17 protein-coding genes are annotated in these 25631 nt (G+C 50.1%); 12 read left to right on the forward strand and 5 right to left on the reverse strand.

Going from position 1 to position 25631, the window contains the following annotated elements; translation table 11 throughout:
* Positions 1 to 5 precede the first annotated feature (5 nt).
* Both FHS90_RS12050 and FHS90_RS12055 read left to right on the forward strand, forming a co-directional pair.
* Complete coding sequence (locus FHS90_RS12050; RefSeq protein WP_066837127.1) at positions 6 to 620, forward strand: bifunctional nuclease family protein; 615 nt, start codon at positions 6 to 8, stop codon at positions 618 to 620.
* Positions 621 to 715: 95 nt separating this feature from the next.
* On the forward strand, positions 716 to 2017 hold the full coding sequence (locus tag FHS90_RS12055) for a NupC/NupG family nucleoside CNT transporter (RefSeq protein WP_182513234.1): 1302 nt from the start codon (positions 716 to 718) through the stop codon (positions 2015 to 2017).
* Between the two features lie 653 nt (positions 2018 to 2670).
* On the opposite strand, the gene FHS90_RS12060 is transcribed toward FHS90_RS12055, so the two are convergent.
* Both FHS90_RS12060 and FHS90_RS12065 read right to left on the reverse strand, forming a co-directional pair.
* Positions 2671 to 3489, reverse strand: coding sequence for an ABC transporter ATP-binding protein (locus FHS90_RS12060; protein WP_066839491.1), 819 nt, complete (start codon positions 3487 to 3489; stop codon positions 2671 to 2673).
* A gap of 50 nt (positions 3490 to 3539) precedes the next feature.
* Positions 3540 to 4268, reverse strand: coding sequence for an MlaE family ABC transporter permease (locus FHS90_RS12065; protein WP_066839493.1), 729 nt, complete (start codon positions 4266 to 4268; stop codon positions 3540 to 3542).
* Positions 4269 to 4376: 108 nt separating this feature from the next.
* Between FHS90_RS12065 and FHS90_RS12070 the strand changes: the two genes are divergently transcribed.
* From FHS90_RS12070 to gldG, 5 genes are all read left to right on the forward strand, one after another.
* Positions 4377 to 5084: an SDR family NAD(P)-dependent oxidoreductase gene (locus FHS90_RS12070; protein WP_182513235.1), complete on the forward strand. Its 708-nt coding sequence runs from the start codon at positions 4377 to 4379 to the stop codon at positions 5082 to 5084.
* 235 nt (positions 5085 to 5319) lie between these two features.
* Positions 5320 to 6036 carry an SDR family oxidoreductase gene (locus FHS90_RS12075; RefSeq protein WP_182513236.1) on the forward strand — a complete coding sequence of 239 codons (717 nt, stop codon included), beginning with the start codon at positions 5320 to 5322 and terminating at the stop codon, positions 6034 to 6036.
* A gap of 9 nt (positions 6037 to 6045) precedes the next feature.
* Positions 6046 to 6966 carry a gliding motility-associated ABC transporter ATP-binding subunit GldA gene (gldA, locus tag FHS90_RS12080; RefSeq protein WP_066839485.1) on the forward strand — a complete coding sequence of 307 codons (921 nt, stop codon included), beginning with the start codon at positions 6046 to 6048 and terminating at the stop codon, positions 6964 to 6966.
* A gap of 377 nt (positions 6967 to 7343) precedes the next feature.
* Complete coding sequence (gldF, locus tag FHS90_RS12085) at positions 7344 to 8072, forward strand: gliding motility-associated ABC transporter permease subunit GldF (protein WP_066839483.1); 729 nt, start codon at positions 7344 to 7346, stop codon at positions 8070 to 8072.
* Positions 8066 to 9778: a gliding motility-associated ABC transporter substrate-binding protein GldG gene (gldG, locus tag FHS90_RS12090; protein WP_182513237.1), complete on the forward strand. Its 1713-nt coding sequence runs from the start codon at positions 8066 to 8068 to the stop codon at positions 9776 to 9778. The genes gldF and gldG overlap by 7 nt, the downstream gene beginning before the upstream one ends.
* Before the next feature lie 703 nt (positions 9779 to 10481).
* Here the strand turns inward: gldG and FHS90_RS12095 are convergent.
* Together FHS90_RS12095 and FHS90_RS12100 are read right to left on the reverse strand one after the other, a co-directional pair.
* Entirely contained in the window at positions 10482 to 12101 is a 1620-nt protein-coding gene (locus FHS90_RS12095) for an MFS transporter (protein ID WP_182513238.1), read from the reverse strand.
* A 442-nt stretch (positions 12102 to 12543) separates the two neighbouring features.
* Positions 12544 to 13587, reverse strand: coding sequence for a LacI family DNA-binding transcriptional regulator (locus FHS90_RS12100; RefSeq protein ID WP_066832164.1), 1044 nt, complete (start codon positions 13585 to 13587; stop codon positions 12544 to 12546).
* 313 nt (positions 13588 to 13900) lie between these two features.
* On the opposite strand from FHS90_RS12100, the gene FHS90_RS12105 reads away from it, so the two are divergent.
* The 5 genes from FHS90_RS12105 to FHS90_RS12125 all read left to right on the forward strand — a co-directional run bounded on the left by FHS90_RS12105 (position 13901) and on the right by FHS90_RS12125 (position 23863).
* The gene (locus tag FHS90_RS12105) at positions 13901 to 17035 is read left to right on the forward strand and encodes a SusC/RagA family TonB-linked outer membrane protein (protein ID WP_246386961.1); all 3135 of its coding nucleotides are present in this window, start codon (positions 13901 to 13903) and stop codon (positions 17033 to 17035) included.
* A 23-nt stretch (positions 17036 to 17058) separates the two neighbouring features.
* Entirely contained in the window at positions 17059 to 18642 is a 1584-nt protein-coding gene (locus FHS90_RS12110) for a RagB/SusD family nutrient uptake outer membrane protein (protein ID WP_182513239.1), read from the forward strand.
* Positions 18643 to 18701: 59 nt separating this feature from the next.
* Entirely contained in the window at positions 18702 to 19832 is a 1131-nt protein-coding gene (locus tag FHS90_RS12115; protein ID WP_182513240.1) for a SusE domain-containing protein, read from the forward strand.
* Between the two features lie 193 nt (positions 19833 to 20025).
* Entirely contained in the window at positions 20026 to 21540 is a 1515-nt protein-coding gene (locus FHS90_RS12120) for an alpha-amylase family glycosyl hydrolase (protein WP_246386964.1), read from the forward strand.
* A 115-nt stretch (positions 21541 to 21655) separates the two neighbouring features.
* Positions 21656 to 23863 carry a glycoside hydrolase family 97 protein gene (locus FHS90_RS12125; RefSeq protein ID WP_182513242.1) on the forward strand — a complete coding sequence of 736 codons (2208 nt, stop codon included), beginning with the start codon at positions 21656 to 21658 and terminating at the stop codon, positions 23861 to 23863.
* A gap of 369 nt (positions 23864 to 24232) precedes the next feature.
* Here the strand turns inward: FHS90_RS12125 and FHS90_RS12130 are convergent, their stop codons facing one another.
* Complete coding sequence (locus FHS90_RS12130; RefSeq protein WP_246386967.1) at positions 24233 to 25558, reverse strand: MFS transporter; 1326 nt, start codon at positions 25556 to 25558, stop codon at positions 24233 to 24235.
* Between the last annotated feature and the right edge of the window lie 73 nt (positions 25559 to 25631).

Consider the following 25631-nt stretch of genomic DNA (forward strand, 5'->3'; position numbering starts at 1 on the left):
AAATTGTGAAGAAAATTGAGCTAGAGATTCTGGGTTTGTCCTCCAGTCAGTCGCAGTCCGGTTCTTTTGCCCTGGTTTTGGGGGAGAAGGACGGTAGCAGAAGGTTGCCTATTATCATTGGCATGTTTGAGGCGCAGTCCATTGCCATCCAGATTGAGAAGATCAACCCTACCCGCCCGTTAACGCATGACTTGTTCAAGTCATTTGCGCAGCAGATGAGCGTGAGCGTGCAGGAGATTATGATTTCAGACCTGAAGGAAGGAGTTTTCTTCTCCAAGATTGTCTGCACAGACGGGGAGAAGGAGTTTGAGTTGGACGCTAGACCCTCAGACGCCATTGCCATTGGCCTCAGGTTTGGGGTTCCTATCTACACGGTGGAGTCAGTGCTCTCAGAAGCCGGTATTATCCTGAGCGATCTGGATGAGGAAGAGGCAGATGAGGAGACAGATGAAATTCCCACCTCTACCGGCAGCAGCGCCGGCGCGGCCGCGTCATCGGGCAAAAGCAACCTCAAGGAGGTGTCTGTAGAGGAGTTGAACACCATGTTGAATGAGGCCCTGGAGAAGGAGGACTATGAGCGGGCGGCCAAAATCAGAGACGAGCTGAACAAACGGGAATAAGCTTAATTTTTAATATTTACGGGAAAGTCTTGGGGGAACCCAAGACTTTTTCTTTTTCAATAGAATTTGGCTTATTTTTGACAAATTTGTCATCTATGTTATCTGTGTTCCAAGGCCTTCTCGGCTATATTATCCTGATTGGAATTGCCATTCTCTTCTCTGTGAACCGCAAAGCCATCAGCTGGAAGCTGGTGGGGGCCGGAATCCTGATCCAAATCGTGTTCGGGTTTCTGGTAACTGAGGTGGAAGTTGTAAAAAGAGGCTTTGAGGTGGTGAGTGAGGGCTTTGTGAAACTGCTGAGCTTCTCCAGTGCCGGAGCCTCTTTTCTGTTTGGGGAGTTGGCCAACCCCGCCTCTAAGACCGGGGTAGGGTATATCTTCGCCTTCAATGTACTCCCTACCGTTATTTTCTTCTCTACCGTTACCGCCGGCCTTTACTATCTGGGGGTACTGCAGAAGATCGTGTTCGGGATTGCCTGGATCATGTCAAAGAGTATGCGGTTATCTGGGGCAGAAAGCCTTTCTGCGGCCGGTAACATCTTCTTAGGGCAGACCGAGGCGCCCCTGCTGGTGCGTCCGTTCATTCAAACCATGACCCGCTCTGAGCTCATGTGCCTCATGACAGGCGGCATGGCCACCCTGGCAGGCGGGGTGCTGGCCGCCTATGTGGCTTTTCTGGGCGGCGGTGACCCGGCCCAGCAGGCAATTTTTGCCGCCCACCTCTTAACGGCTTCTATCATGAACGCGCCCGCCGGTATTGTGATGGCCAAGATTCTGGTGCCCGAAACCGAGGAAGACAAGATCAACACCCAGCTGAGTGTAAACAAAGAGTCACTGGGGGTGAACGTGATAGACGCCATGTCTACCGGCGCCGCAGACGGCTTGAAGCTGGCCCTGAACATTGGGGGCATGCTGTTGGCCTTTATTGCGGTAATTGCCCTGTTAAACTCCATCCTGCTCTGGATGGGAGGGTTAACTGGTTTAAATGAAATGATTGTGAGCTCCACAGACGGCCGGTTTGAAGGGCTCAATTTTCAGTACATTCTGGGGCAGATCTTCCGGGTGTTTGCCTTCCTGATGGGTTGCCCATGGCAGGACACCCTGCAGGTGGGGAGCTTGCTGGGCCAGAAAACCGCAGTTAATGAATTTGTGGCCTATCTGGATCTGGCAAATATGAAAGCCCAAGGCACCTTATCGCCTAAGTCAATTGTGCTGGCCACGTATGCCCTGTGCGGCTTCTCTAACTTCAGCTCCATTGCTATCCAGATTGGCGGTATTGGCGGTATGGCCCCAGCCCAGCAGGGTAATCTGTCTAAACTGGGGCTGAGGGCACTGCTTGGCGCATCTATAGCGTGTATGATGACGGCAACCATTGCCGGTATCTTATTTGAATTGTAGGCAGTTAAAAATAGTAAAAGCGCCCTTCCTGTTTTTGGCCTGTTTTTGAGAAAACAGGCCAAAAACAGGAAGGGCGCTTTTAGGCAAAGGGCTGGTTCAAAAGAGCTCAGGCAGCCGTGATATGGAAAAGAGCCTGTTTGTATTTTTTGCGCTGAAAATGAATAGCAAAGAAACCTGACTTCGCGGTTGCCTCGCCCCATAGTGCTGCCATGCTGCTCTAAAGACGCTCTGGACGCCCCATTTTCGCTGCCAGAGCAACGTCTAAACAAGCTCCCCGCCAGAGAATATGCTGGTGTTTTTCTTTCCTGTCAGTAAAGATTTTATGGGCGAGTGGCAATCTTCCCCTTACTATTGGCTTTCCCGGGTACACCGCGTTTTCCTGTGATATGATGAAGGATATGCTATTGTAGTGGATTCCTGAATTGGCAGCCCGTCTAATAGGCGTAGGGGGGACAAGAACAGCTGCATTCGTATTGATGGCGATAGGCGTGTAGAGTGGCAAATGGCCTCTCCGGCAATAGCAGAAGCTATTGCTTCCACTTCCCTCACTCACTCCACCTAGTTACTGCAGAGGCAAAAAAAAAGTCCTGTTTCCGGGCTGTTTTTTGAAAAACAGCCCGGAAACAGGATGATCAGGCAGTGGCAGGGATGGCTTATTTGTTCCGGTTTTTCTCCTCCTCCTGGCGTTGGTCTTCTTCACGCTGCTCTTCTTCTTCAATCTGCTCCACTTTCTTGGCATCACGCATTAAACGGTTGGAGAAGATGAAGTCGTTGAGTTCGCGTACCTTGGTGTCCATGATCTCGCTGCTGTGGCCTTCCCAGAGCTTTTTGCCCTGGTAAAGGAACATCACGTTGTCACCGTACTCCAGCACAGAGTTCATATCATGGGTCACCACAATGGTGGTAATGTCATATTCCTCTGTGATTTCTTTGATGAGCTCATCAATTTTGATGGCGGTAAGCGGGTCCAGGCCGGAGTTGGGCTCGTCACAGAAGAGGTAGGTGCAGTGCGGGGCAATGGCGCGGGCAATGCCTACGCGTTTCTTCATCCCGCCGCTGAGCTCAGAGGGCATCAGTTTTCCGGCCTGCTCCAACCCAACCCGCTTCAGGCAGAATTCTACCCGTTCGCGGCGTTCGGCACGGGTCATGTCTGTGAGCATTTTCAGGGGGAAATCAATGTTCTCGTTCACGTTCATGGAGTCAAAGAGGGCGCTGCCCTGAAACAGCATCCCTATCTTACGCCTAATCTCCTGTTTGATATCCAGCTTGTTGTTGGTGAAGATGCGCCCGTCATAGGTGATGCTGCCTACATCTGGCTTCACCAGCCCCACAATGCATTTGAGGAGCACGCTTTTACCCGTACCGCTGGCCCCCAGGAGCATGTTCATCTTTCCAGACTCAAACACACCGTCTATGCCATCTAGTACCTTTTTCCCGTTGAAGGATTTCTGTATGTTATGAATTTCAATCATGGCTAAATTTTAATGGCCGCCCCTCCGGTTCTGCCCCTCTTCCCTTTCTGCTACAGCAACACCTGGGCACACACGTAGTCGGCAATCAGGAGGGCTATGACACTGTTGGTTACGGCATTGGTGCTGGATTCGCCTACCTCTAACGCGCCGCCGGTGGTAAAATACCCTTTGTACGAAGAGATGGAGGAAATTATGAAGGCAAACACTACTGACTTGATCAACGCGAAGGTGATGTTAAACCCTATAAAGCTGGAACGAAGCCCGGTGATGTATTCCTGCCCAGACAGGGCACCGGTCAGCGTGCCGGCCACATACCCCCCCAGAATGGAAAGAAACATGGCAATGATCACCAGCATAGGGAACACCAGGATAGAGGCCAGCATCTTGGGCAGCACCAGGTAAGAGGCTGAGTTGATGCCCATCACCTCTAGCGCGTCTACCTGTTCAGTGATGCGCATGGTGCCCAGGCCGCCGGCAATGTTTGACCCCACTTTACCCGCCAACACAATTGAGGTGATGGTAGGGGCCATTTCCAGAATGGTCATCTCGCGCACCATAAAGCCAATGGTAGACCGCGGAATAAACGCATTGTTCAGGTTGTAGGAGATCTGCACGCAGGTCACCGCCCCAATAAACGTAGAAACCACCGCCACAATAAAGACCGAGTTGATCCCAATCAGGACCGCCTCCTCCATGGTGCGGTTAAAGAGTATTCTGGGTGATTCTGGCCTTCTGACAAGGCTGAAGAGAAAGAGGAGGTAAGAACCTAAGTTTTTCATGTAGAAGAGTACAAACCGAGTGTGCCGTAGCCCCAATACAGGAAAGTTGGGGCTTTTCTTGGTTTCAAATGCCTATATTACGTTGAAAAAAGAAAAAACATCTAGCGCATGCAAAAATATCTAGTGATCACGGGCGGAACCAAAGGCATTGGCAAGGCCATTGTGCACCGTTTCGCGGCCGAAGGATTCCACATCATCACCTGTTCCCGCCAGGAGAAAGACCTGCGGCAGCTCAAGCTGGACATTGAGCAAACCTACACATTTTCTAAGGTTTTCTACAAGGCCCTGGATGTAAGCCAGGAGGGCGAGGTGCGCCGGTTTGTAGACTATATCAAATCACTGCATGTAAAAGTAGATGTGCTGGTGAACAACGCCGGTTTCTTTATTCCCGGGTTTATTCATGAGGAAAGCGATACCGTGCTGCGCGAAATGATCAACACCAACCTCTACAGCGCCTATGACCTCACCAAAGGCCTGGTAGGGGACATGATCAAACGCCGTGACGGGCACATCTTCACCATCTGCTCTACGGCCAGCGTCACCGCTTACACCAACGGCGGCTCTTACTGCATTGCCAAGCACGCCCTTTACGGCATGACCCGCGTGCTGCGCGAAGAACTGAAAGAGCACCAGATACGCGTCACGGCCGTGTTGCCCGGCGCCACCTATACCGCCAGCTGGGAAGGCGTAGACCTGCCGCAGGACCGGTTCATGAAGCCCGAAGACGTGGCCGCCGCTATCTGGGGTGCCCACAGCGTCTCAAAGCAGACCGTGATAGAAGAGTTGTTGCTTAGGCCGCAGTTAGGCGATATTTAGTTTAGTTGTTGGTTGGTAGTTATTCGTTGTTTGAGATTTGAAGGAAAGTGAAGGATGCCTTGAACCCTGCGTTTTTGACCGGTTTTAGAGAATCTAGGTCAAAAACGGGAAATCAGAATTTCTTAAGGTAAAGCAAGTGGCTCAGTAAACTTTTTCTGTAAAAAGAACTTCTCCCTAACAACGAACAACCCATATCGAATAAGTTATTTATTTAAATTTGAGCAAAATCATTGATATGGAACTAGAAGGTAAAGTAGTTGTGATTACCGGGGCAAGCAGCGGGATAGGGCTGGCAGCCGCTAAACTGTTGCTGGAGCAAGGGGCTACCGTGGTAAGCTGGAGCAGATCCCGCCCTAAGATTTCGCACCCTGATTTCTATTTCTTTGAATGCGATGTGCGCCATGAGCAGTCGGTGCTGTTTGCCTATGAGCAGACGGTGGAGCGGCTTCGGCAGAACATCAGCGTCCTCATCAACAACGCCGGTCTGGGCATTCAGGGGGCCATTGACACCATGAGCCCGCGCGACTGGCACACCATGATGGACACCAACGTGAACGGCATCTTCTACTGTACCCGCCTGGTATTGCCCCAGATGAAAAAACAGCTGGAGGGCCACATCATCAACATCTCCTCTATTGCCGGCCTCACCGGGATAGAGAACATGAGCGGCTACTGCGCCACCAAGTTTGCGGTACGCGGTATTTCCCATTCCCTGTTCAAAGAAGTGCGGCCGCATGGCATTAAGGTTACCTGTATCTACCCGGGTTCTACCGCCACCCACTTCTTTGACGGCTTTGAAGGTACCGGCACCGCCCCAGAGAATATGATGCAACCAGAAGATATTGCCTCTACCATTCTGCACGTTCTTCAGTCTCCGCCCAACTACCACCACGTTGACATTGAGGTAAGACCTTTAATGCCCAAGGGGAGGCCAGAGAAAAAGCAAGCCTAAGCTTTCAGAATGGGAATTGAGATAAAAGACCTAACCAAAGTTTACGGGACCCAGCACGCCGTTGACCACGTTTCCTTTACCGTGGGCACCGGGGAGATTGTGGGTTTCTTAGGGCCCAACGGCGCCGGGAAATCTACCACCATGAAAATTGCCACCTGCTACCTGCCGCCCAGCAGCGGAACGGTGCTGGTGAACGGCCATGACGTGCTGGAGCAGCCCAAGGAGGTACGCCGGCAGGTAGGGTATCTGCCCGAGCACAACCCGCTCTACCTGGACATGTACGTGCGCGAGTACCTGCATTTTGTGGGCAAGCTGCACGGCCTGGGCGGGAGCCAGCTCCAGGCTAGAACCAATGAAATGATTCAGCTCTGCGGGCTTACCCGCGAAAGCCATAAAAAGATTGGCGCGCTGTCTAAAGGCTACCGGCAGCGGGTGGGGCTGGCGCAGGCCATGATCCATGACCCGGCGGTGCTCATTCTGGATGAACCCACTACCGGTCTTGACCCAAATCAGATTGTGGAGATTAGGCAGCTGATCAAGGAGGTGGGGCAGGCCAAGACCGTGTTGTTCTCTACCCATATCATGCAGGAGGTGAGCGCCCTCTGTGACCGCGTGCTGATCATTAACCAAGGTAAACTGGTGGCAGACAGTCCCGTGGCTGAGCTCAAGAACATGGGTCGGCAGGAGACAAGAATCTTAGCTGAATTTGAAGCAGACGTGAACCCGGAACCTATCCTGGCTTTACAGGGGGTGCAGCGGGTAGAGCCGGCGGGCGTGCATAAATACAGAATCATTGCTTCGGCCGGGGCCGATTTGCGATCCTCCATTTTCCGGTTGGCCAGTGACCACGGCTGGCCACTAGTAGGGTTGCAACAGGAAGAAAACACCTTGGAGAAACTGTTTCAGGATTTGACCAGGGCAGCAAAGTAGCCCTGTCCTGTTTTGGGGCTGTTTTCTGAAAAAGAGGCCAGAAACGGAAAAACTCTCTCTTTTCATCCTGAAAGGAACTTGGCGGCGAACGGTGATAATGGGTATTAAGCGCTTTTCTAGTTCACCCACAAGATTCTTACAGAATGACAATTGGGGAGTTGGAAGCTGAAAGATGTTTGCAAACATTTCTACCACATTCAAGTTGCCGCCCTTGTTGGTGTTCTCGCCAACAAGGGCAGCAGGGTGCAGTGAGAAAATGTTCTGTTTTTGGGCTGTTTTGGCCAAAACAAGCCGGAAACAGAGAGCATTAATCAAACCATTACAAGCACACTAGTACTCGCCACGAACAACAAAACACGAATAACTACCAACGAACAATGTTCGCCATACTTAGTAAAGAATTCAACTCCTACCTCAACTCCCTCATTGGCTATATTGTCATTGGGGTGTTTCTGGTGGCCACGGGGCTGTTCATGTGGGTGTTCCCAGACAGCAGCGTGCTGGACTACGGCTACGCCGATCTGCAGAGCGTGTTCGGGCTGGCGCCGTGGCTGTTCCTGTTCCTGATACCGGCCATCACCATGCGCACCTTTGCTGAGGAGCGCAAAGGCGGCACCATGGAGCTGCTGCTCACCAAACCGGTATCTGATGCCCAGCTGCTGCTGGGGAAATATTTTGCGTGTCTGTTGCTGGCGCTGTTTGCGCTGCTGCCCACGCTGCTGTACTACGTGAGCGTGTACCAGTTGGGGGATCCGGTGGGGAATATAGACTCGGCGGCCGTGGCAGGGTCTTACCTGGGGCTGGTGTTTCTGGCGGCGGTGTTTGTGGCCATGGGCGTGTTTGCCTCGTCGCTCACTGAGAACCAGATTGTGGCCTTTATTCTGGCGGTGTTCCTGTGCTACATGGTGTACACCGGCTTTGATCTGCTGGCCTCCATTGACGCCTGGGGAACCGCCTCTTACTACATTGCGCAACTGGGCATCTCGTACCACTACAGTTCCATCAGCAAGGGGCTGATTGACTCCAGAGATGTGCTGTATTTCCTGAGTGTGATCACGGTGATGTTATTGGCCACCAAATTAGTATTGGAGAGCAGAAAATGGTAGAGCAGAACCAACAAACCCCATCGGCGCAGCCGGTAGTGGAGAGCCGCCGCCGCCATGACTGGACCTTCTTTCTGGTGGCCGTGGGCCTGCTGCTGGTGCTCAACTTCGTGGCCAGCCGCTATTTCTTCCGGATTGATTTAACCCAGGATAAGCGGTACACCATCTCTAACCAGACCAAGCAACTGCTGGGCAACCTGCAGGAGCCGGTGCAGGTGACCGTGTACCTGGAAGGGGAGTTCCCTGCCGGTTTCAGGAGGCTGCAGAACAGCATCAGGGAAACACTGGAGGAGTTTAGGCTCTACTCAGACGGCAAGGTACAGTACACCTTCATAGATCCCAATGCCAACACCAATGAGCAGGCTAGGAATCAATTCTATCAGCAACTGGTGCAGAAAGGGCTGCAGCCCACCAACCTCTTTGCCACCGAAGGCGACAAGAAGGTAGAGAAAATCGTGTTCCCGGGGGCGCTGATTTCGGCGGGAAACAAAGAGACGGCCGCCATTCTGTTGAAAGGCAGCCAGGCGGCTACGCCAGATGAACGGTTGAACCAGTCTATTGAGGGGCTGGAGTACGAGCTGGCCACCGCCCTCCGGAAAGTGGCCTCCACCAGCTCCGGCAGGATTGGGGTGCTGCAAGGGCACGGGGAGCTGTGGCTGCCGCAGGCCGCCGACTTTCTGGGAACGATTTCAGAATACTACACGGTGAACCGCGTGCAGATCAGTCAGGTGCCCAACCTGAACAACTTCAACCTGGTGGTCATGATGAAGCCTACCCAGCCGTATTCAGAAGCAGATAAATACAAGCTGGACCAGTTCATCATGCGCGGGGGCAAGGTCCTGTTCCTGCTGGATGGCGTTCGCGCCTCTCTGGACAGTGTGCGGGAGAATGGCCTGCTGGCGTTCCCGTATGACCTGAACCTGCAGGACCTGCTCTTTAAATACGGCGTACGGGTGAACCCAGACCTGGTGCAGGATCTCAACGCCAGCTTTATTCCCATGGTGACCGGCTATATGGGCAACCAGCCGCAGACCCAGCTGGTGCCGTGGCGGTATTACCCGTTGATCAACAGTTTCAGCCAGCTTCCGGTGACCCGCAACCTGGACGTGGTGCAGACCAAGTTTGTGAGTTCCATTGACACCGTGAAAGCCGTAGGCATTAAGAAAAGCCCACTGCTCTGGACATCGCAGTACTCGCGCATCAGGGAGTCGCCGGTGTCCATTTCGCTGAACGACCCGCGCATTGACCGTGACCCTAAGCTGTTTGGGCAAAGCGCTATTCCGGTGGGCTATCTGTTGGAGGGCAGGTTTAAATCAGTCTTCACAAACAGGCCGGTGCCCGAAGGGGTCACAATCCCGTTTGAGGCCGAAGGGAAAGCCACCCAGCTAGTGGTTTTCTCTGACGGTGACCTGGCCGCCAACGATGTTGACCCGCGGTCTGGCAGGCCGTTAGAACTAGGCTTTGACCGCTTCTCCCGCTCCCGTTTCGCCAACAAGGAACTGCTGAAAAACGTGGTGGACTACCTGCTGGATGAGAAAGGACTGATTGAGCTTCGCGGAAAAGAAATTGAGATACGCCCGCTAGACAAGGCCAAGCTGCGCGATGAGCGAACCAAATGGCAGGCCATCAATCTGGGTGTGCCATTGGTGCTGCTGCTGCTGTTTGGCGTGATGAAATTCTGGTGGCGCAAGCGGAAATACGCACGTTAGGATTTTTATCTGGGTCTTTGAATGCCGTTTTTAGCCTGTTTTTCTGAAAACAGGCCAAAAACGGCATTTTTACCAATTCACCATTATTGATAGGGGCGGAAGTATTAAGCTGATGTTGATGTATTAGGATGTTGGTTTTTAATGTAAAGACCAGGCACCGCCTTGTCTCCCCCGTATTCCTGATATTCCCCTCCTGATAGGGGTAGGGCTGGATTTTACGCATCAATGGCTTTCTGCCAAGTATAATGAGATGGCCAGCGCATGGAGACGAGGCGGTGCCTAGTCTCTACCACGTCATCCTGAGCTTGCCGATGGATCTAAGGAAGACCAGTTTTAATCTAACCACCGCACTTGCCAAGCCTCTCCCTGCCCCTGTTTGTCGGGTTGATCCTTGATGCTCAACCTAACCAAAAGAACCGAGAACTCCCTAACGCGCTGCCGCTCAGACAGGAGGGGTTTCACCTACTTTACCACCACGCCGCCATACACAATTCCATAGCATTAGTGGCTACTGCTAAGTTGAGCAGTATATGCGTGTCTCTCTAAGTTCCTCTTCGGCTTCTTCGTTGCCCGCTCCCTCAGGTGAGGCTAAGGAGGAGGCGTTGCGTTTTGGGGCTTTTTTCCGGAAAACAGCCCCAAAACAGAAAGACCTGCTGAAGGGGTTTCAGCAGGTCTTTCTGTTTTTCAAGGAAGGGGAAGGAGCTTAGTGGCCTCCGCCGGCCTCCAGGTTCTCAATGTCATAGCCTTGTTTCTTCAAGATGCCGGAAACCTTCCAGGCGAAGAATGCCAGATACCCGAAACAGGCCACGGCCACCCAGTAAGAGGAATGGATGTCTATAAAATCGGCTAAGCCGCCTTGTAGGGGCGGGATAATGGCACCCCCCAGAATCATCATGATCAGGAGCGATGAACCCTGGCTGGTGTACTTGCCCAAACCGGTGATACTCAACGCGAAGATACTGGACCACATGATAGAGCAGATCAAACCACCGCTGATGAAGGCGAACAAACCCACTTTACCGGCAGTGAACAGGCCAATCACCATGGCAATCATTCCTAACAGGCCAAGGCCCATCAACAATTTGGCAGGTTTGCCCTGTGACCAGAAGTTGATGGCGATCAAGATGGCGATGCAGATGGCATATACAAAAAGGTCTTCAATCACGTTTCCGCTGATATAGTTGACCAACAACACTACCCCAAAAGCCAGGAAGGGAACCACCACGCTCAGAATAGTGCGGGTGCCTTTAGAGACATTGAAAATGGTGACCGCGCTCATCCAGCGGCCAATCATTAAACTACCCCAGTAGAGGGAGATGTACCGGGAGATTTGCGCCTCATTGTAGCCGCCGAACTCCGGTGTCTGTAATAGGGCACCCAGGTTGCTTTGAATGGTTACTTCCACGCCCACATACACAAAGATGGCAATCATACCCAAGGTTAACTGCGGGTACTGCATGGCGCCCCAGCCGCTGCTGTTTTTCTGGGCTGCCTTGGTAGACATAATCAAGATCAGGATCACGCTCACCAGAGCCACCACCAGCAGGATCAGGGTAGTGGTGCCTGTTTCACTTTCAGGCAACAGTTTGCCTATGGCAGACAGCACAATAATTACCCCGGTAATGGCGAGCAATGCCCGGGTAGCCTTCCCGCTACGCTCAGGCTCTTCATCTGAGGTGACCCGTGGCATGTTCCGGATGGAGAAAATACCGGCTACCAGCAGGAAAACACCCGCCAGAATGAGGTACAGGGTATTTATTGAACCAGTAGAGGCGGCGGCTATCTGCTCAGGGGTAGCCACCACGGCTCCAAACAAAACCAGGGTGATGATGATAGGCCCCAGGGTAGTGCCCAGGGAGTTCACCCCGCCCGTCAGGTTCAGGCGGTGCATACCGGTAGCCGGGTCACCCAGGGCCACCGCAAACGGGTTGGCGGCAGTCTGTTGCAACGAGAAGCCCAAGGCTATCACAAAAAAGGCCAGCAAAATGAACACGTACTGCCCGGAACCTACCGCAGGGATCATGAGCAGAGCGCCTGCCACGGAGACTAACAAGCCGTAGATGATGCCTTTTTTGTAGCCTATTTTGTTCAGGAAGTCATACCCTACGCTGGTGGAGTAGAGGTACAGGAGGAGGGAGCCAATAAAATATGCTCCGTAAAACGCTGAGTCAATCAACTGCGACTCAAACTGCGTCAGATCAAAATGGGTTTTGCAGAAGGGGATGAACACCCCGTTGGATGCGGCCAGGAAGCCCCAAAAAAAGAACACCATGGCCAGCGTGTACAATGCTGAGCCGTAACTTTTACTTGACTGTTGCTCCATAAAAGGATGAAAAGGATTAGTTGTAGGTTTGGTTGAAAGGGTAAGGTAATAAATTATTTGAAAATACCTCAAAAACGCTGTTTTTAGATGGTTTTCCTTTTTCAAATCACATGAAAAGAAGCGGGTACCGGTGAGATGGGACTAGCCGGAAAACTAATTGAAAACCAGAAGATTGTCTTAGGGTTTGCTCCTAATCAGCCTTTGTTCCTGCAAACTGCCCCACCCATTACCTGCTTTTGTGGTTTCATTGCCTAAGTGGCACCACCAAAAGGTACAGGAACCACGTTGGCTTTAACTTTCGCTGCTGCCTTTACTTGCGAAGGCAAAATTTAGAACTGCGCTTCTCCTGAAGGTGTACATAAAGAACCACGTCCGTTTTCGGGCTGTTTTTAGGAAAACAGCCCGAAAACAGACGTGGTTGAAAAATATATCCGGAAAAAAATCAGACGTGCTTGCGTTGCGAAGACTCCCTGATCACCAATACAGGGTCAAGGATGATTTTTGTGGGGGCCTCGGTTTCCTCTTCCACTATCTGGCCGTTTCCTTTTTTTGCCATGGCATTCAGGAAAAGTTGGAAAGACTCTTCGCCCATACGGGCCGGTTGCTGGTCTACAGAGGAGAGCGAAGGGGTGACATAGGGGCTGAATGACTCATTCCCGAAGCCGATCAGCCCTACCTGGCCCGGCATCTGGTAGCCTAACTGTTTAATACGCTGCAGCGCCCCCAGAGCCGTGATGTCAACTGCGGCAAAAATGGCATCAGGTTTACGGGGCGTCTGCATGAGCTGCTCGGCACACAACTGACCAGACTCAATAGAGGTTTTGCCATATTGGATCAGGTCATCATCAACGGGGAGATTGTACGCGCGGAGGGCATCTGCGTAGCCGCAAAGCCGGTCGTTGAAAATTTTGACATGCTGCGGGCCAGAGATGTGGGCAATACGGGAATAGCCCTGGCCAATCAAATGCTCAGTGGCCATGTAGGCCCCACGGTAGTCATCTACCACCACAGAAGGCGACTCCAGCTCATCTTTTACCCGGTCAAACAAGATCAGCGGCACTTTGCGTTTCTTCACATCATAGAAATGGTCCAGGTTGGGCGTGTCCTTTGCAATAGAAGCAATGATGCCGTCCACACTGGTCTGTAGCAGGGTTTCCACCCCCTCCACCTCATACTCGCCCGTCTCATGCGACTGGAACAGCAGGATGTTGTAGCCATTGCTCCTGGCAACCTTCTCAATTCCGTGAACCACCGCCCCAAAAAAGCCTATGTCTGAACTGGGAATGATGATGCCTATGATGTTGGTTTTGCCGGAACGCAGGGAGGAAGCCAGTCTGTTCTGCCGGTAATTCAGGTTCAATGCCGCGGCTTTAATCATTTCTTTGGTGGCGGCGCTTATAGAAGGGTGGTCATTCAGTGCCTTAGAAACAGTAGAGGGCGTACTGTTTACTTCTCTGGCAATGTCATGTATGGTTACTCTAGCCATAGGGCATTAAACGGTTTCGTACGCAATTAACTAACAATCTTTGAACCTGCACAGGGTATTGCAGAAACAATAATAATTGACCAAATACCAACGATTTCCTTAATAAAAAAGCAATAGAGGCTAACTTTACCTTAAAGGAATTGGCAGTCGTTTACCCAAAGCTAATTAAACATATCTTAAAAAGAAGCGGCTAAAACTCTATTTTATTGAAAAAGGGGTTTTTCAGCAGGTGCTTTTTAGAAAATCGTTAAAAATTATTCTTCTTTTGTTTGCCTGAAAGCTTTGAGATTTGATTGAAAATTCCTAAATCGCTATGGAAAACGATTTCCTAAAAAGAGTTATAATTTTAAAAGCTTGTTCTGTAGATAGTTACCACCTGGCATCTCTGCAAACAAAATTGTTAACCACTCCTAATTCTTCATCTATGTTAGACGTATTACAAAAAGATTTACCGCCTTCTAAAAAAAGTGCTGGTGAAATTTTTACCAGGAGGTTTTATGCCTGCCTCCTGTTTGCCCTGGCTTTGCTTGTAGCCAGCAGCGGAGCGGTCTCTGCCCAACAGAGGAATGTGAGCGGAACGGTAAGAGGGGAGGGCGGCACTCCCCTGATTGGCGTGACAGTTCTGGTAAAAGGAACCTCTACTGCCACTGCCACTGATGTGAACGGCGGGTTTACCCTGTCCGTACCGGGCAATAACGCCACCCTGGTGTTCTCATACATTGGTTATCTGAACCAGGAGGTGGCCGTGGGTAGCCAATCAAACGTTTCTGTAACGCTGTTAACTGACGCCAAGGCCCTGGAGGAAGTAGTAGTGGTTGGTTATGGTACCCAACGCCGCGAGGATGTTTCTGGTTCTATTGCCACCGTTGATTCAAAGGATTTCCAGAAAGGAAATGTTACAACCCCAGAGCAATTGATTACTGGCAAAGTGGCCGGGGTACAGATTACTTCCAATGGTGGTCAGCCTGGTGCTGGAAGTACAATAAGAATTAGAGGAGGTGCATCACTGAACGCAAGCAATGATCCTTTATTTGTTATTGATGGGGTTCCGCTAACTGGTTATGGTATTTCTGGGGCTACAAATCCTCTGAGCTTAATTAACCCCAATGACATAGAGTCTATGACTATTCTTAAAGATGCTTCCGCTACAGCTATTTATGGCTCTAGAGCATCTAACGGGGTAGTTTTGGTTACTACCAAAAAAGGAACTTCTGGTAAACCAACTGTTAACTTCAATACTCAATTTATTGTTTCTGAAGTAACTAAGAAAGTAGATGTGTTGAATGCAGATGAATTTAGGGCTTATGTGAATGCAAATGGCACAGATGCACAAAAAGCCTTGTTAGGGGGCTCTACTACTGATTGGCAGGATGAGATTTATCAGACAGCCATTGGTACTGATAATAACCTAAGTGTTTCCGGAGCTTTTAAAGATATGCCCTACAGAATCTCTGCAGGTTATCTGAACCAACAGGGAGTGTTGCGCACTGATAAATTTGAGAGAAAATCTGCAGCCATTAGTGTGACACCAAGATTCCTGGACGATCACCTGAAGGTGGATATTAACCTGAAAGGTTCTTTGACCAATACCCGTTTTGCAAACCAAGGGGCTATTGGAGCTGCCGTTGCTTTTGACCCAACCCAACCCGTAAGAACTGAAAACCAATTTGGAAATTTTTATGAGTGGGTAAGTAAAGATGACAAGGGCAATATTTTGTTAAACCCAAATGCTCCCCGCAACCCTGTGTCTCTGCTTGAGTTAAGAAATGATAGAAGTGAAGTACAGAGAAGCTTTGGTAATGCTCAGATTGACTACAGCTTTCATTTTTTGCCTGAGTTACATGCTAACCTAAACCTAGGGTATGATATTGCCAAAGGACAAGGCACTGTTTTTGTACCAGCTGAGGCGGCGCAGAGTTTCTCTGTGCGGGGGGTAAACAATCAGTATTTACAACGGGTGAATAATAAAGTTCTGGAGGGATATCTGAACTATAATAAGGATATAACCAGCATTAAAAGCAATGTAAATGCCACGGCAGGGTATGGTTACTATAACAACCAAACCAAGACGTATAATTACCCAAGTTACAATGCCGCGGGTGAGGTATTAGAAGGGTCTAACCCTAAATTCCCGTATGATATTCCAGAAAACACGTTGATCTCCTATTACGGACGTTTAATCTACACCCTAAATGATAAGTATATTTTCACAGGTACTATCAGGACAGATGGTTCTTCTAAATTCTCTCCAGATGTAAGGTGGGGTGTATTCCCGTCTGCCTCCTTAGCCTGGAGGGTAAGTGAAGAAGCTTTCCTTAAAAATTTCTCTTCACTTTCTGACCTGAAGTTAAGGGTAAGCTACGGGATCACTGGCCAGCAGGAAGGCATAGCCAATTATTCTTACCAGCCAGTGTATGGCTTAGGTGTTGAATCTGCCCAATACCAGTTTGGTGGCAACTACTATTACACATATGCACCCGTTGCTTATGATGCAGACATTAAATGGGAGCAAACCGCTACTACTAACGTTGGTATTGATTATGGTTTCTTCAACAACAGAATCAGCGGGTCACTTGATATCTATAAGAAGAAGACAAAGGATTTGCTGAATATTATTTCTATTCCTGTAGGTTCTAACTTTAGTAACTTGATTCTAACCAATGTTGGAAATATTGAAAACAGAGGGATAGAGTTTGCTATCAATGCTGTTCCTGTACAGAAAGAAAATTTGAGTTGGAGTGTAGGTGTAAACGTGACGGCCAATGAAAATGAGATCACCAATCTCACGGCAAACAATGATCCTAATTTCCCTGGTAATCTTACTGGTGGTATTTCAGGTGCAACAGGACAGAATATTCAAATTAATTCAGTTGGGTACCGCACGTATTCTTTCTATGTGTACAAGCAGATATACAATGAAAATGGAATGCCTTTAGAAGGAGTCTATGCTGATTTGAATGAAGATGGCATTATTAATGAGAAGGATCTTTACCGCTACAAAGCACCTGCTCCTCTGGTTACTCTTGGGTTTAATACTCAGGTTGATTATAAAAAGTGGAGTGTGAGCACCATTTTACGTGCTAATCTGGGGAACTACATGTATAACAACATCTCCTCAAACCTTGGTGTTACACGAAACATCCTGAACCCAGGCGGCTTCTTAGGAAACAGCACTACCGGTTTCTATGATACCAACTTCAATAATAACCAGTACAAATCTGATTATTACATAGAAAATGCTTCTTTCCTGCGCATGGACAACCTCACACTCGGTTACAATGCAGGACGTGTTTTCAATAGAGCCGACCTGCGTGTAAGCCTAACTTGCCAGAACGTATTCACAGTTACTAATTATTCTGGAGTAGATCCTGAGATCAGCAGCGGTATTGATAATAATTTCTATCTGAGACCAAGAACCTTTGTTGTAGGCTTAAATCTAGGTTTCTAATCTGTTTCCTAATTTTAAAAGAGATGAAAAGATATATTATAAAAGCAACAGGTATGTCAGCCATCATGCTAGGCTGTCTTACCTCCTGCCATGATGATTTAGATTTAACCCCCACCAATAGTACTACTTCCGCACAGGTCTATGCTACTCCTCAGGGATATAAGCAGGTGCTCGCAAAAGTATATGGTGCATTTGCCCTCACTGGGAACGGAGGTCCTGAATCATCAGACCTGGGAGGTATTGATGCAGGTACCTCAGATTTCCTGCGGTTGTACTGGAACGCCCAGGAGTTAACCACAGATGAGGCGCATGTTGTCTGGAATGACCCGGGTTTACCTGATTTTCATAACATGAACTGGTCCTCTAGCAATACCATGCTTACCGGGTTATACAACCGTATCTTTTACCAGATCACAATGGCCAATGTGTTCATTAGAGAATCATCAGATGACAGATTGAGCGAAAGAGGCATTACGGGGGCAGATGCAGACAATATCCGTAAATATCAGGCTGAAGCACGTTTCTTACGAGCCTACCAATATTGGGTAGCCATGGACTTGTTCGGAAATCCGCCGTTTGTGACAGAAAAGGATCCTATCGGGAAATACATTCCGCCACAGATTTCAAGAGCAGAGTTATTCAAATATGTTGAATCTGAATTATTGGCCATTGAGCCTTTAATGGTGGCGGCACGTCAAAATGAATACGGTCGTGCTGATCAAGCGGCAGTTCAGGCTTTACTGGCGCGTCTCTACCTGAATGCTCAGGTTTATACCGGTACAGCCAGATATAAAGATGCCGCTACGTATGCCAGCAAGGTGATTGGGTCTGGGTATGTTTTAGAGAACAACTACAAAGATCTATTCCTGGCAGATAACAACGTAGATAACACTGAAACCATTTTGTCTGTTAACTATGACGGAATCAATTCACAGAACTTCGGCGGAACTACTTTCCTTGTAAATGCTGCAATCAATGCTGATATGAATCCAGCTTCTTTTGGAGTGTCAAGCGGTGGATGGGGAGGTATCCGGTCAACGAAGGAGCTACCCTTACTGTTCCAGGATTATAGTGGAGCAACTGACAAGCGTGCTATGTTCTTCGGGAGCAAAATAGAAATTGATGATCCGTTGGCATTTGCAGAAGGTCTGAAAGTTACAAAATTCAAAAATGTTACTTCCAAAGGAGTAGCGGCGCCTTCTGTCAACAATGTATTTGTCTCCACAGACTTCCCATTGATTAGACTGGCTGAGATGTATTTGATCTATGCTGAGGCAGTGGCTAGAGATGCAGCGAACGGTAACATGGGAACAGCCATAGGATATGTGAATACTTTGCGTGAACGTGCCTATGGTAACAACTCGGGGAATGTAACTAGCATCTCACCAGATTTTATTCTAGATGAGAGAGGCCGTGAGCTCTACTGGGAAGCGTTCCGCAGAACTGATTTGATTCGGTTCGGAAAATTCACTTCTTCAACTTATCTGTGGCCTTGGAAGGGTGGTGTAAAAGGTGGAAGAGGGGTAAGCGACATTTATAGACTTTTCCCACTACCTGCTACAGATCTCATCGCCAACAGAAATTTAAAGCAGAATACTGGTTATTAAATAAAAGGTCAGGGCCAGCAATGGTCCTGACTTTCAAAAACTTTGTAATTAAGCAACATATGAAAACAAACTACACAAAGTTGTTGATGTTGACTCTTTTCTCCATGATTCTTTGGTCATGCGATAAAGATGAAGACATGATCATCTTGAAAGATGGTACCGAAGCAACATTAAGTGCCTCTCAGACAAACTTGATTTTAAAAGAAGAGGATAAAGCAAAAGATGCAGTCACTTTTAGCTGGACTAAATCTGACTTCGGCTATGATGCTGCCGTTACGTATTCCTTAGAGTTTGGAAAAAAAGGAGAAAATTTCGCTAAACCAGAAGTGATAGAGGTAGGCAATGTCATGATGAAAACCATGAAAGTCTCTGATTTAAATATGGTTGCCAACAAAATTGGGATGAAAGGATTTGAGGAGGGGGAGATGGAAGTTCGTGTGAAAGCTTCAGTAGGAGCTTCGGTGGCTTCTGTTTATTCAGCAGTTACCACGCTTGCTGTTACACCTTACTTAGCAGAGCCAGAATATCCAGTAATTTATTTAGTTGGGGCTGCCGCTGAAAATGATTGGAATAATTCTAAAGCCACTCCTTTTTTCAGAGATGAGACAGATCCTTTTGTTTATACCCTGACCAGTAAACTGAAAGCGGGAGATTTCAAACTTCTTGGAATGTTAGGGAAATGGGGACCAGCTTGGGGAATGGATGCTAAAATTAATGCTACTTCAGCCACTATAAAATTCAGACCTAAAGAAAGTGATCCAGATGTTCCTAATTTCACAGGTCTTATCCCTGCTGATGGCTATTACACAATTACCGTTAGCCTGAGAAATAACACCTTAACAGTTGAGCCTTATGGTGCTGGGGCAGGTGCCCCTACCTATAACTCTATTGGTATACTTGGAGAATTTAACGGGTGGGGCAATGATGTCATGATGACAAACTCTACTTTTAACCCCCATCTCTGGTATGGCGAAGTTACTCTTCCTGCAAAAGCAGACCCTAAAGCGTTGTCAGAGCTTAAATTTAGGGTTGATAAAGACTGGGGAACCAACTGGGGGGCCGGTGCAGACCAGACACTGTGGTATGGGAAGGGAACGCCCGGTTCACCAAATCTCAAAATGCAGCCCGGTACCTACAAAGTACAGTTCAATGACCTTACCGGGAATTATGTGCTGGTGAAACAAAAATAAGAAACGATGCTTCAGAACAGATAGCGTAGAGTGAAAAGGAATGAACCCGGTGTTTCTAATACCGGGTTCATTCCTTTTACTGCTGTTCATGTTCAATCAATTTCCTCATCACAGTCTGTGATCTATTCCTTAAAACTACATGAGTAAATCCTTTCAATTTCGCTTTACCTGTTGTTGGGCAGTATTATTTACATTGCTTTTTTCTTCATTATTTACAAACGCCCAACCTGCCCAAGCCAGCCAATGGCCCCGCGGCATCACCTATGAAATCTTTGTGCAGTCCTTCGCCGATTCCAACGGGGACGGGATTGGCGACATCAAAGGCATGACCTCCAAACTGGATTATCTCCAAAACCTGGGGGTAGGGGCGGTGTGGCTTATGCCCATCAATCCGTCGCCGTCTTACCACAAATATGACGTGACTGATTATTACGGCATCCACCCCGACTACGGCACCCTGGAAGATTTCAAGGAATTCACCAGGGAGGCGCACAAGCGCAACATCAAGGTGGTGATAGACATGGTGCTGAACCATTCCTCCAGCAAGCACCCTTGGTTCTTAGACGCGGTAAAGAATGAGAACAGCCCCTACCGCGAATACTATGTCTGGACGCACAAAGACGATCCGCAGACGCAGAAAGACGGAAGACCAACGGGTGCAGACTCAGACAATACCCGGCACTGGCACCAAGTGGAAGGCAGTGATTACCTGTACTACGGCTACTTTTACGGCGGCATGCCCGACCTCAACTTTGACAGCCCCAAACTACGGGCGGAGGTGTTTAAAATAGGGAAGTATTGGTTGACGGAGATGGGCGTAGACGGCTTCCGGTTAGACGCAGCCCGACATATTTTCCCAGATGAGCGTCCGCATGACAACCACCAGTGGTGGGTGTATTTTCTCAATGAAATGAAGAAAGCCAAGAAAGACGTGTATTTGGTTGGCGAGGTGTGGGCGCCGGCAGACATTGTGGGGCCTTACCTGAAGGGCTTGCCTGCGCTGTTCAACTTTGACATGGGCTTTGCCATCACCAAGGCGGTGAACGAGGAGCAGGCGGGAGACCTGGTGGCCAACCACAAAAAGATCAGAGCGTTCTACCAGAGCGTAAACCCAGAATACGTAGATGCCACCTTTCTCACCAACCACGACCAGAACCGCATCATGAGCGCCGTGAACGGTGACCTGCACAAAGCCAAAATGGCGGCGGCCCTGCTGCTCACCTTGCCGGGCTCCCCTTACCTGTATTATGGCGAAGAGATTGGCATGACCGGGAAAAAGCCCGATGAGAAGATAAGGGAGCCGTTCCTGTGGGACAGGAAAGCCAGGGATAAAGCCAGAACCTCCTGGATGACGCCCACCTACAACACTGAGGGCACCACCGTGCCTTTGGCGGCTCAACAGAAAGACAAGAACTCCTTGTTCAACCATTATAAATCCTTCATTGCGCTTCGCAACAGGAGCAAGGCGTTAACCTACGGTGAGCTTTCACCAATTGCCACGGAAACGGCCGGTTTGAGCGTTTTTGAAAGAAAGCACCAGGAGGAGTCTGTGCTGGTGTTGCACAATCTTTCCAAAGCTGCTGTGACTTACAAACTACCGCAGGAGGTGACCGGATTCCAAAAGGTACTTTTTAGCACCAACGGCGCCAGGCTAAAGGCAGGCGAAGTCACCATTCCTGCCTACAGTTCTCTGCTGTTAAGCAAATAAAGTTTTCCGTTTTCGGCCTGTTTTGAGCAAAACAGGCCGAAAACGGAACCCTGCTGCTGGCAGAACCCTGCCTGCCAGCTTTCTCTCATTCATCATTTACAACCGCTTACAGAACATGCGAAAACTTTCCATCCTCGCCCTCCTTCTGCTGTGCCTCCTGAACCTAGCCCTGGCGCAGGAGCTGAAATCGCCCAACGGGAAACTCCTCCTGAATTTCTCTTTGCAGAGCGGCGGCGTTCCCACCTACAGCCTCACCTACAAAGGCAAACCAGTGATCAAGCCCAGCAAGTTGGGTTTCGACCTGAAGACCAAGCCGCGCGATGAAGCTTCCGGTGGCTCAGACGCCAACATGGAGCAGAAGAACGTGAACCTGCAGGGCTCCCTGCACAGCAATTTTACGCTGGTCAGCAACCAGACTACCAATTATGATGAGACCTGGGCGCCCGTTTGGGGCGAAGTGAAAACCATCCGGAACCACTACAATGAACTGGCCGTGACCCTGAACCAGCAACAGACCAACCGCCAGATGGTGATCCGTTTCCGGTTGTTTGACGACGGCCTGGGCTTCCGCTACGAGTTCCCTACCCAGAAGAACCTGACTTACTTCGTGATCAAGGAGGAGCGGACGCAATTTGCCATGGCTGGTGACCACACCGCCTACTGGATTGCGGGCGATTATGACACGCAGGAGTACGACTACACCACCTCCAAGCTGTCAGAGATCAGAGGCATCATGGCCAAAGCGGTGACCGCCAATATCTCGCAGACGCCTTTCTCGCCCACCGGCGTGCAGACTTCGCTCATGATGAAGTCCAAAGATGGCCTGTACATTAACCTGCACGAGGCGGCGCTGATCAATTACCCGGTCATGCACCTAAACCTGGACGACAAGAACATGGTGTTTGAGTCCTGGCTCACGCCCGATGCCGTGGGTGACAAAGGCTACATGCAGGCCCCATGCACCACGCCCTGGCGCACCGTGCTGGTGAGCGATGACGCCCGCGAGATTCTGGCCTCTAAGATGACTTACAACCTCAACGAGCCCAACAAGATCAAAGACGCCGCCTCCTGGATTAAGCCTACCAAGTACGTGGGCGTTTGGTGGGAGATGATCACCGGCAAGAGTACCTGGTCCTATACCAATGATTATCCCACCATTCAGCTGGGCATCACAGATTACACCAAGGCCAAGCCGCACGGCAAGCACGGGGCCAACAACGCCAATGTGAAGCGCTACATTGATTTTGCGGCCCAACACGGTTTTGACGGAGTATTAGTTGAGGGCTGGAACCAGGGCTGGGAAGACTGGTTCGGGAACTCCAAAGACTACGTGTTTGATTTCGTGACGCCGTACCCAGATTTCAATGTGCAGGAGATCAGAGACTATGCCAAGTCCAAAGGCGTGAAAATGATCATGCACCATGAGACCTCCAGCTCGGTGCGCAACTATGAGCGCCACCTGGACAAAGCCTACCAGTTCATGAAAGACAACGGCTATGACGCCGTGAAAAGTGGCTACGTGGGCGATATTCTGCCGCGCGGCGAGAACCACTACAGCCAGTGGATTGTGAACCACTACCAGTACGCCCTGGAGAAAGCCGCCGAATACAAAATCATGGTCAATGCCCACGAAGCCGTTCGCCCTACCGGTATCGCCCGCACGTATCCCAACCTCATCGGGAATGAATCTGCGCGCGGCACGGAGTACCAGTCCTTCGGGGGTTCTAAGCCGAACCACGTGACGGTGTTGCCCTTCACCCGCCTGATTGGTGGCCCGATGGACTATACGCCTGGTATTTTCGAGATGGACCTGAGCAAGCTGAACCCCGACAACGGCTCGCACGTGAACAGCACGCTAGCCAATCAGCTGGCCCTGTACCTGACCCTGTACAGCCCCCTCCAGATGGCCGCGGATTTGCCCGAGAACTATGAGCGTTTCCCAGACGCGCTCCAGTTCATCAAAGACGTAGCCGTTGACTGGGACGACAGCAAGTACCTGGAGGCCGAACCCGGCGAATACGTGACTGTAGCCCGCAAGGCCAAAGGCACAGGCCAGTGGTTCCTGGGCAGCGTAGGCGGAGACAATTCCCGCACCTCCAACATCAAATTCGACTTCCTGGACAAAGGCAAAACCTTTGTAGCCACTATCTACTCAGATGCCAAAGACGCGCATTATAAAACCAATCCGCAGGCTTATACCATTAAGAAGGTAGTAGTGACCAATAAGTCTAAACTGTCTCAGTTCGTAGCCCCGGGCGGCGGATACGCCATCAGCTTTGAGGAAGCCACCAAAGACAAAACCAAAGGCTTGCCTAAGTTGTAGCTTTCATTTAACTCAGTATGAAAAAGCCCCGTCACAAAAATGTGGCGGGGCTTTTTGTTACAGATGTGCGCTTCAGCATGTTACCTCTTTACGCATTCCGTCCCCCTTTGAAGGGGGTAGGGGGAAGATTACGTGTGCTGAGTTAACTTTTTGCAGAATTACGCATTCCCGAGAATCTACTTTTCATTTCGTTTAATGAAATCTCACGTTTCCTCTACTGCCTTTGTCATCCCCCTACCCCCTTCAAAGGGGGACAGAATGCGTGCAAATGTACCTTTCTGTTTAGGGCCTCTTTTTCAAAAAACGGCTCCTAAACAGCAACGCCCGAGGGACTCCCTCGGGCGTTGTTTTTTTCAGAATGATCTAAGGTTAAGCTTCCTGCTCATCTACGTCCCGAACCACCAGCGTTAAGAAACCCGCCAGCACGAGGGAACAACCCGCCAGAACCAATGTATAGATAGACTCACCGTTGAAGAAGTGTTTGTTGATGCTATCCAGCACGCCCCCGGCAATGAGCTGCGGAATCACGATGAAGAAGTTGAACACGCCCATGTAGTAGCCCATTTTGTTGGCAGGAAGCGAGCCCGCCAGAATAGCGTAAGGCATGGACAAGATACTGGCCCAGGCAATACCCACGCCCACCATGGAGACCAGCAGCATCTTAGGGTCCTGGATAAAGTAAATCGAAATCAGGCCCAAGCCGCCAATCACCAAGCAGATCAGGTGCGTCATGCGGCGGCTGGTGGCTTTTGCAATTCTGGGGATCAGCAACGCGAAGATGGCAGACACCCCGTTGTAAACGGCAAAGCAGATGCCCACCCAGTCGGCGCCCTCGTTGTAGAGTTTGGAGGTGGTGTCTGAGGTGCCGTACACGTGGCTGGTGAGGGCAGGGGTGGTGAAGATCCACATGGCGTAGAGCGCAAACCAGGTAAAGAACTGCACGGCCGCCAGTTGTAACATGGTCTTCGGCATCTGGAAAATCCCGAAGAACGTTTCTTTCACGCCAGTCAGGAACGTGGTCTGGTTTTTCTCGGCTTCAAACGCAGCTAGGTCCTCCGGCGGATATTCCTTCGTCTTGAGCACGGTCCAGAGCACGGCCAAAAAGAACACTAAGCCACCGCAGTAGAACGCCCACTTCACCGAAGGCGGAATCTCACCCGCCGGAGCCGTGTTGGCCACGCCAAACCAGTTGTTGAGAATCCAGGGCAGGGCCGAGGCCACCACCGCGCCTATGCCAATGAAGAAGGTCTGGAACGCGAAGCCCGCCGTGCGCTGGCTTGACGGTAACAGATCACCTACCAGCGCCCGGAAAGGCTCCATGGAAACGTTGATGGAAGAATCCATGATCCAGAGCATGCCTACCGCCATCCAGAGCACCGAGGAGTTGGGCATGATGAGCAGGGAGATGGAGGCGAGGATGGCCCCAATCATGAAATAGGGCTTTCTGCGGCCAAACGTCGGTGACCAGGTGCGGTCAGACAAGTACCCAATGATGGGTTGCACCAGCATGCCGGTGGCGGGGGCGGCCAGCCAGTAAAGCGCGATTTCGGTGCCGCCAAGGGTTTCAAAAATGCGACTCACGTTGGCGTTCTGCAGCGCAAACCCGAACTGAATCCCCAGAAACCCGAAGTTCATGTTCCAGATCTGCCAGAAACTCAGGCGTGGTTTGGCTTGCGCCTGTATTGTTTGTGCCATGGGCAATTTGTTTGGGTGTAGGTTTTATTTTGGTTTCCGTTTAGGGGCTCTTTTCCGAAAAACGGCCCCTAAA

It is taken from the genome of Rufibacter ruber, assembly GCF_014138425.1.
Classification (GTDB): Bacteria; Bacteroidota; Bacteroidia; order Cytophagales; family Hymenobacteraceae; genus Nibribacter; species Nibribacter ruber_C.

What these genes read in the sequence shown, in the direction of transcription:
- FHS90_RS12055 (WP_182513234.1), top strand. Translation starts at nt 716, where the DNA reads ATGTTATCTGTGTTCCAAGGCCTTCTCGGCTATATTATCCTGATTGGA.
- FHS90_RS12060 (WP_066839491.1), bottom strand. Translation starts at nt 3,489, where the DNA reads ATGATTGAAATTCATAACATACAGAAATCCTTCAACGGGAAAAAGGTA.
- FHS90_RS12065 (WP_066839493.1), bottom strand. Translation starts at nt 4,268, where the DNA reads ATGAAAAACTTAGGTTCTTACCTCCTCTTTCTCTTCAGCCTTGTCAGA.
- FHS90_RS12070 (WP_182513235.1), top strand. Translation starts at nt 4,377, where the DNA reads ATGCAAAAATATCTAGTGATCACGGGCGGAACCAAAGGCATTGGCAAG.
- FHS90_RS12075 (WP_182513236.1), top strand. Translation starts at nt 5,320, where the DNA reads ATGGAACTAGAAGGTAAAGTAGTTGTGATTACCGGGGCAAGCAGCGGG.
- gldA (WP_066839485.1), top strand. Translation starts at nt 6,046, where the DNA reads ATGGGAATTGAGATAAAAGACCTAACCAAAGTTTACGGGACCCAGCAC.
- gldF (WP_066839483.1), top strand. Translation starts at nt 7,344, where the DNA reads ATGTTCGCCATACTTAGTAAAGAATTCAACTCCTACCTCAACTCCCTC.
- gldG (WP_182513237.1), top strand. Translation starts at nt 8,066, where the DNA reads ATGGTAGAGCAGAACCAACAAACCCCATCGGCGCAGCCGGTAGTGGAG.
- FHS90_RS12095 (WP_182513238.1), bottom strand. Translation starts at nt 12,101, where the DNA reads ATGGAGCAACAGTCAAGTAAAAGTTACGGCTCAGCATTGTACACGCTG.
- FHS90_RS12100 (WP_066832164.1), bottom strand. Translation starts at nt 13,587, where the DNA reads ATGGCTAGAGTAACCATACATGACATTGCCAGAGAAGTAAACAGTACG.
- FHS90_RS12105 (WP_246386961.1), top strand. Translation starts at nt 13,901, where the DNA reads ATGGAAAACGATTTCCTAAAAAGAGTTATAATTTTAAAAGCTTGTTCT.
- FHS90_RS12110 (WP_182513239.1), top strand. Translation starts at nt 17,059, where the DNA reads ATGAAAAGATATATTATAAAAGCAACAGGTATGTCAGCCATCATGCTA.
- FHS90_RS12115 (WP_182513240.1), top strand. Translation starts at nt 18,702, where the DNA reads ATGAAAACAAACTACACAAAGTTGTTGATGTTGACTCTTTTCTCCATG.
- FHS90_RS12125 (WP_182513242.1), top strand. Translation starts at nt 21,656, where the DNA reads ATGCGAAAACTTTCCATCCTCGCCCTCCTTCTGCTGTGCCTCCTGAAC.
- FHS90_RS12130 (WP_246386967.1), bottom strand. Translation starts at nt 25,558, where the DNA reads ATGGCACAAACAATACAGGCGCAAGCCAAACCACGCCTGAGTTTCTGG.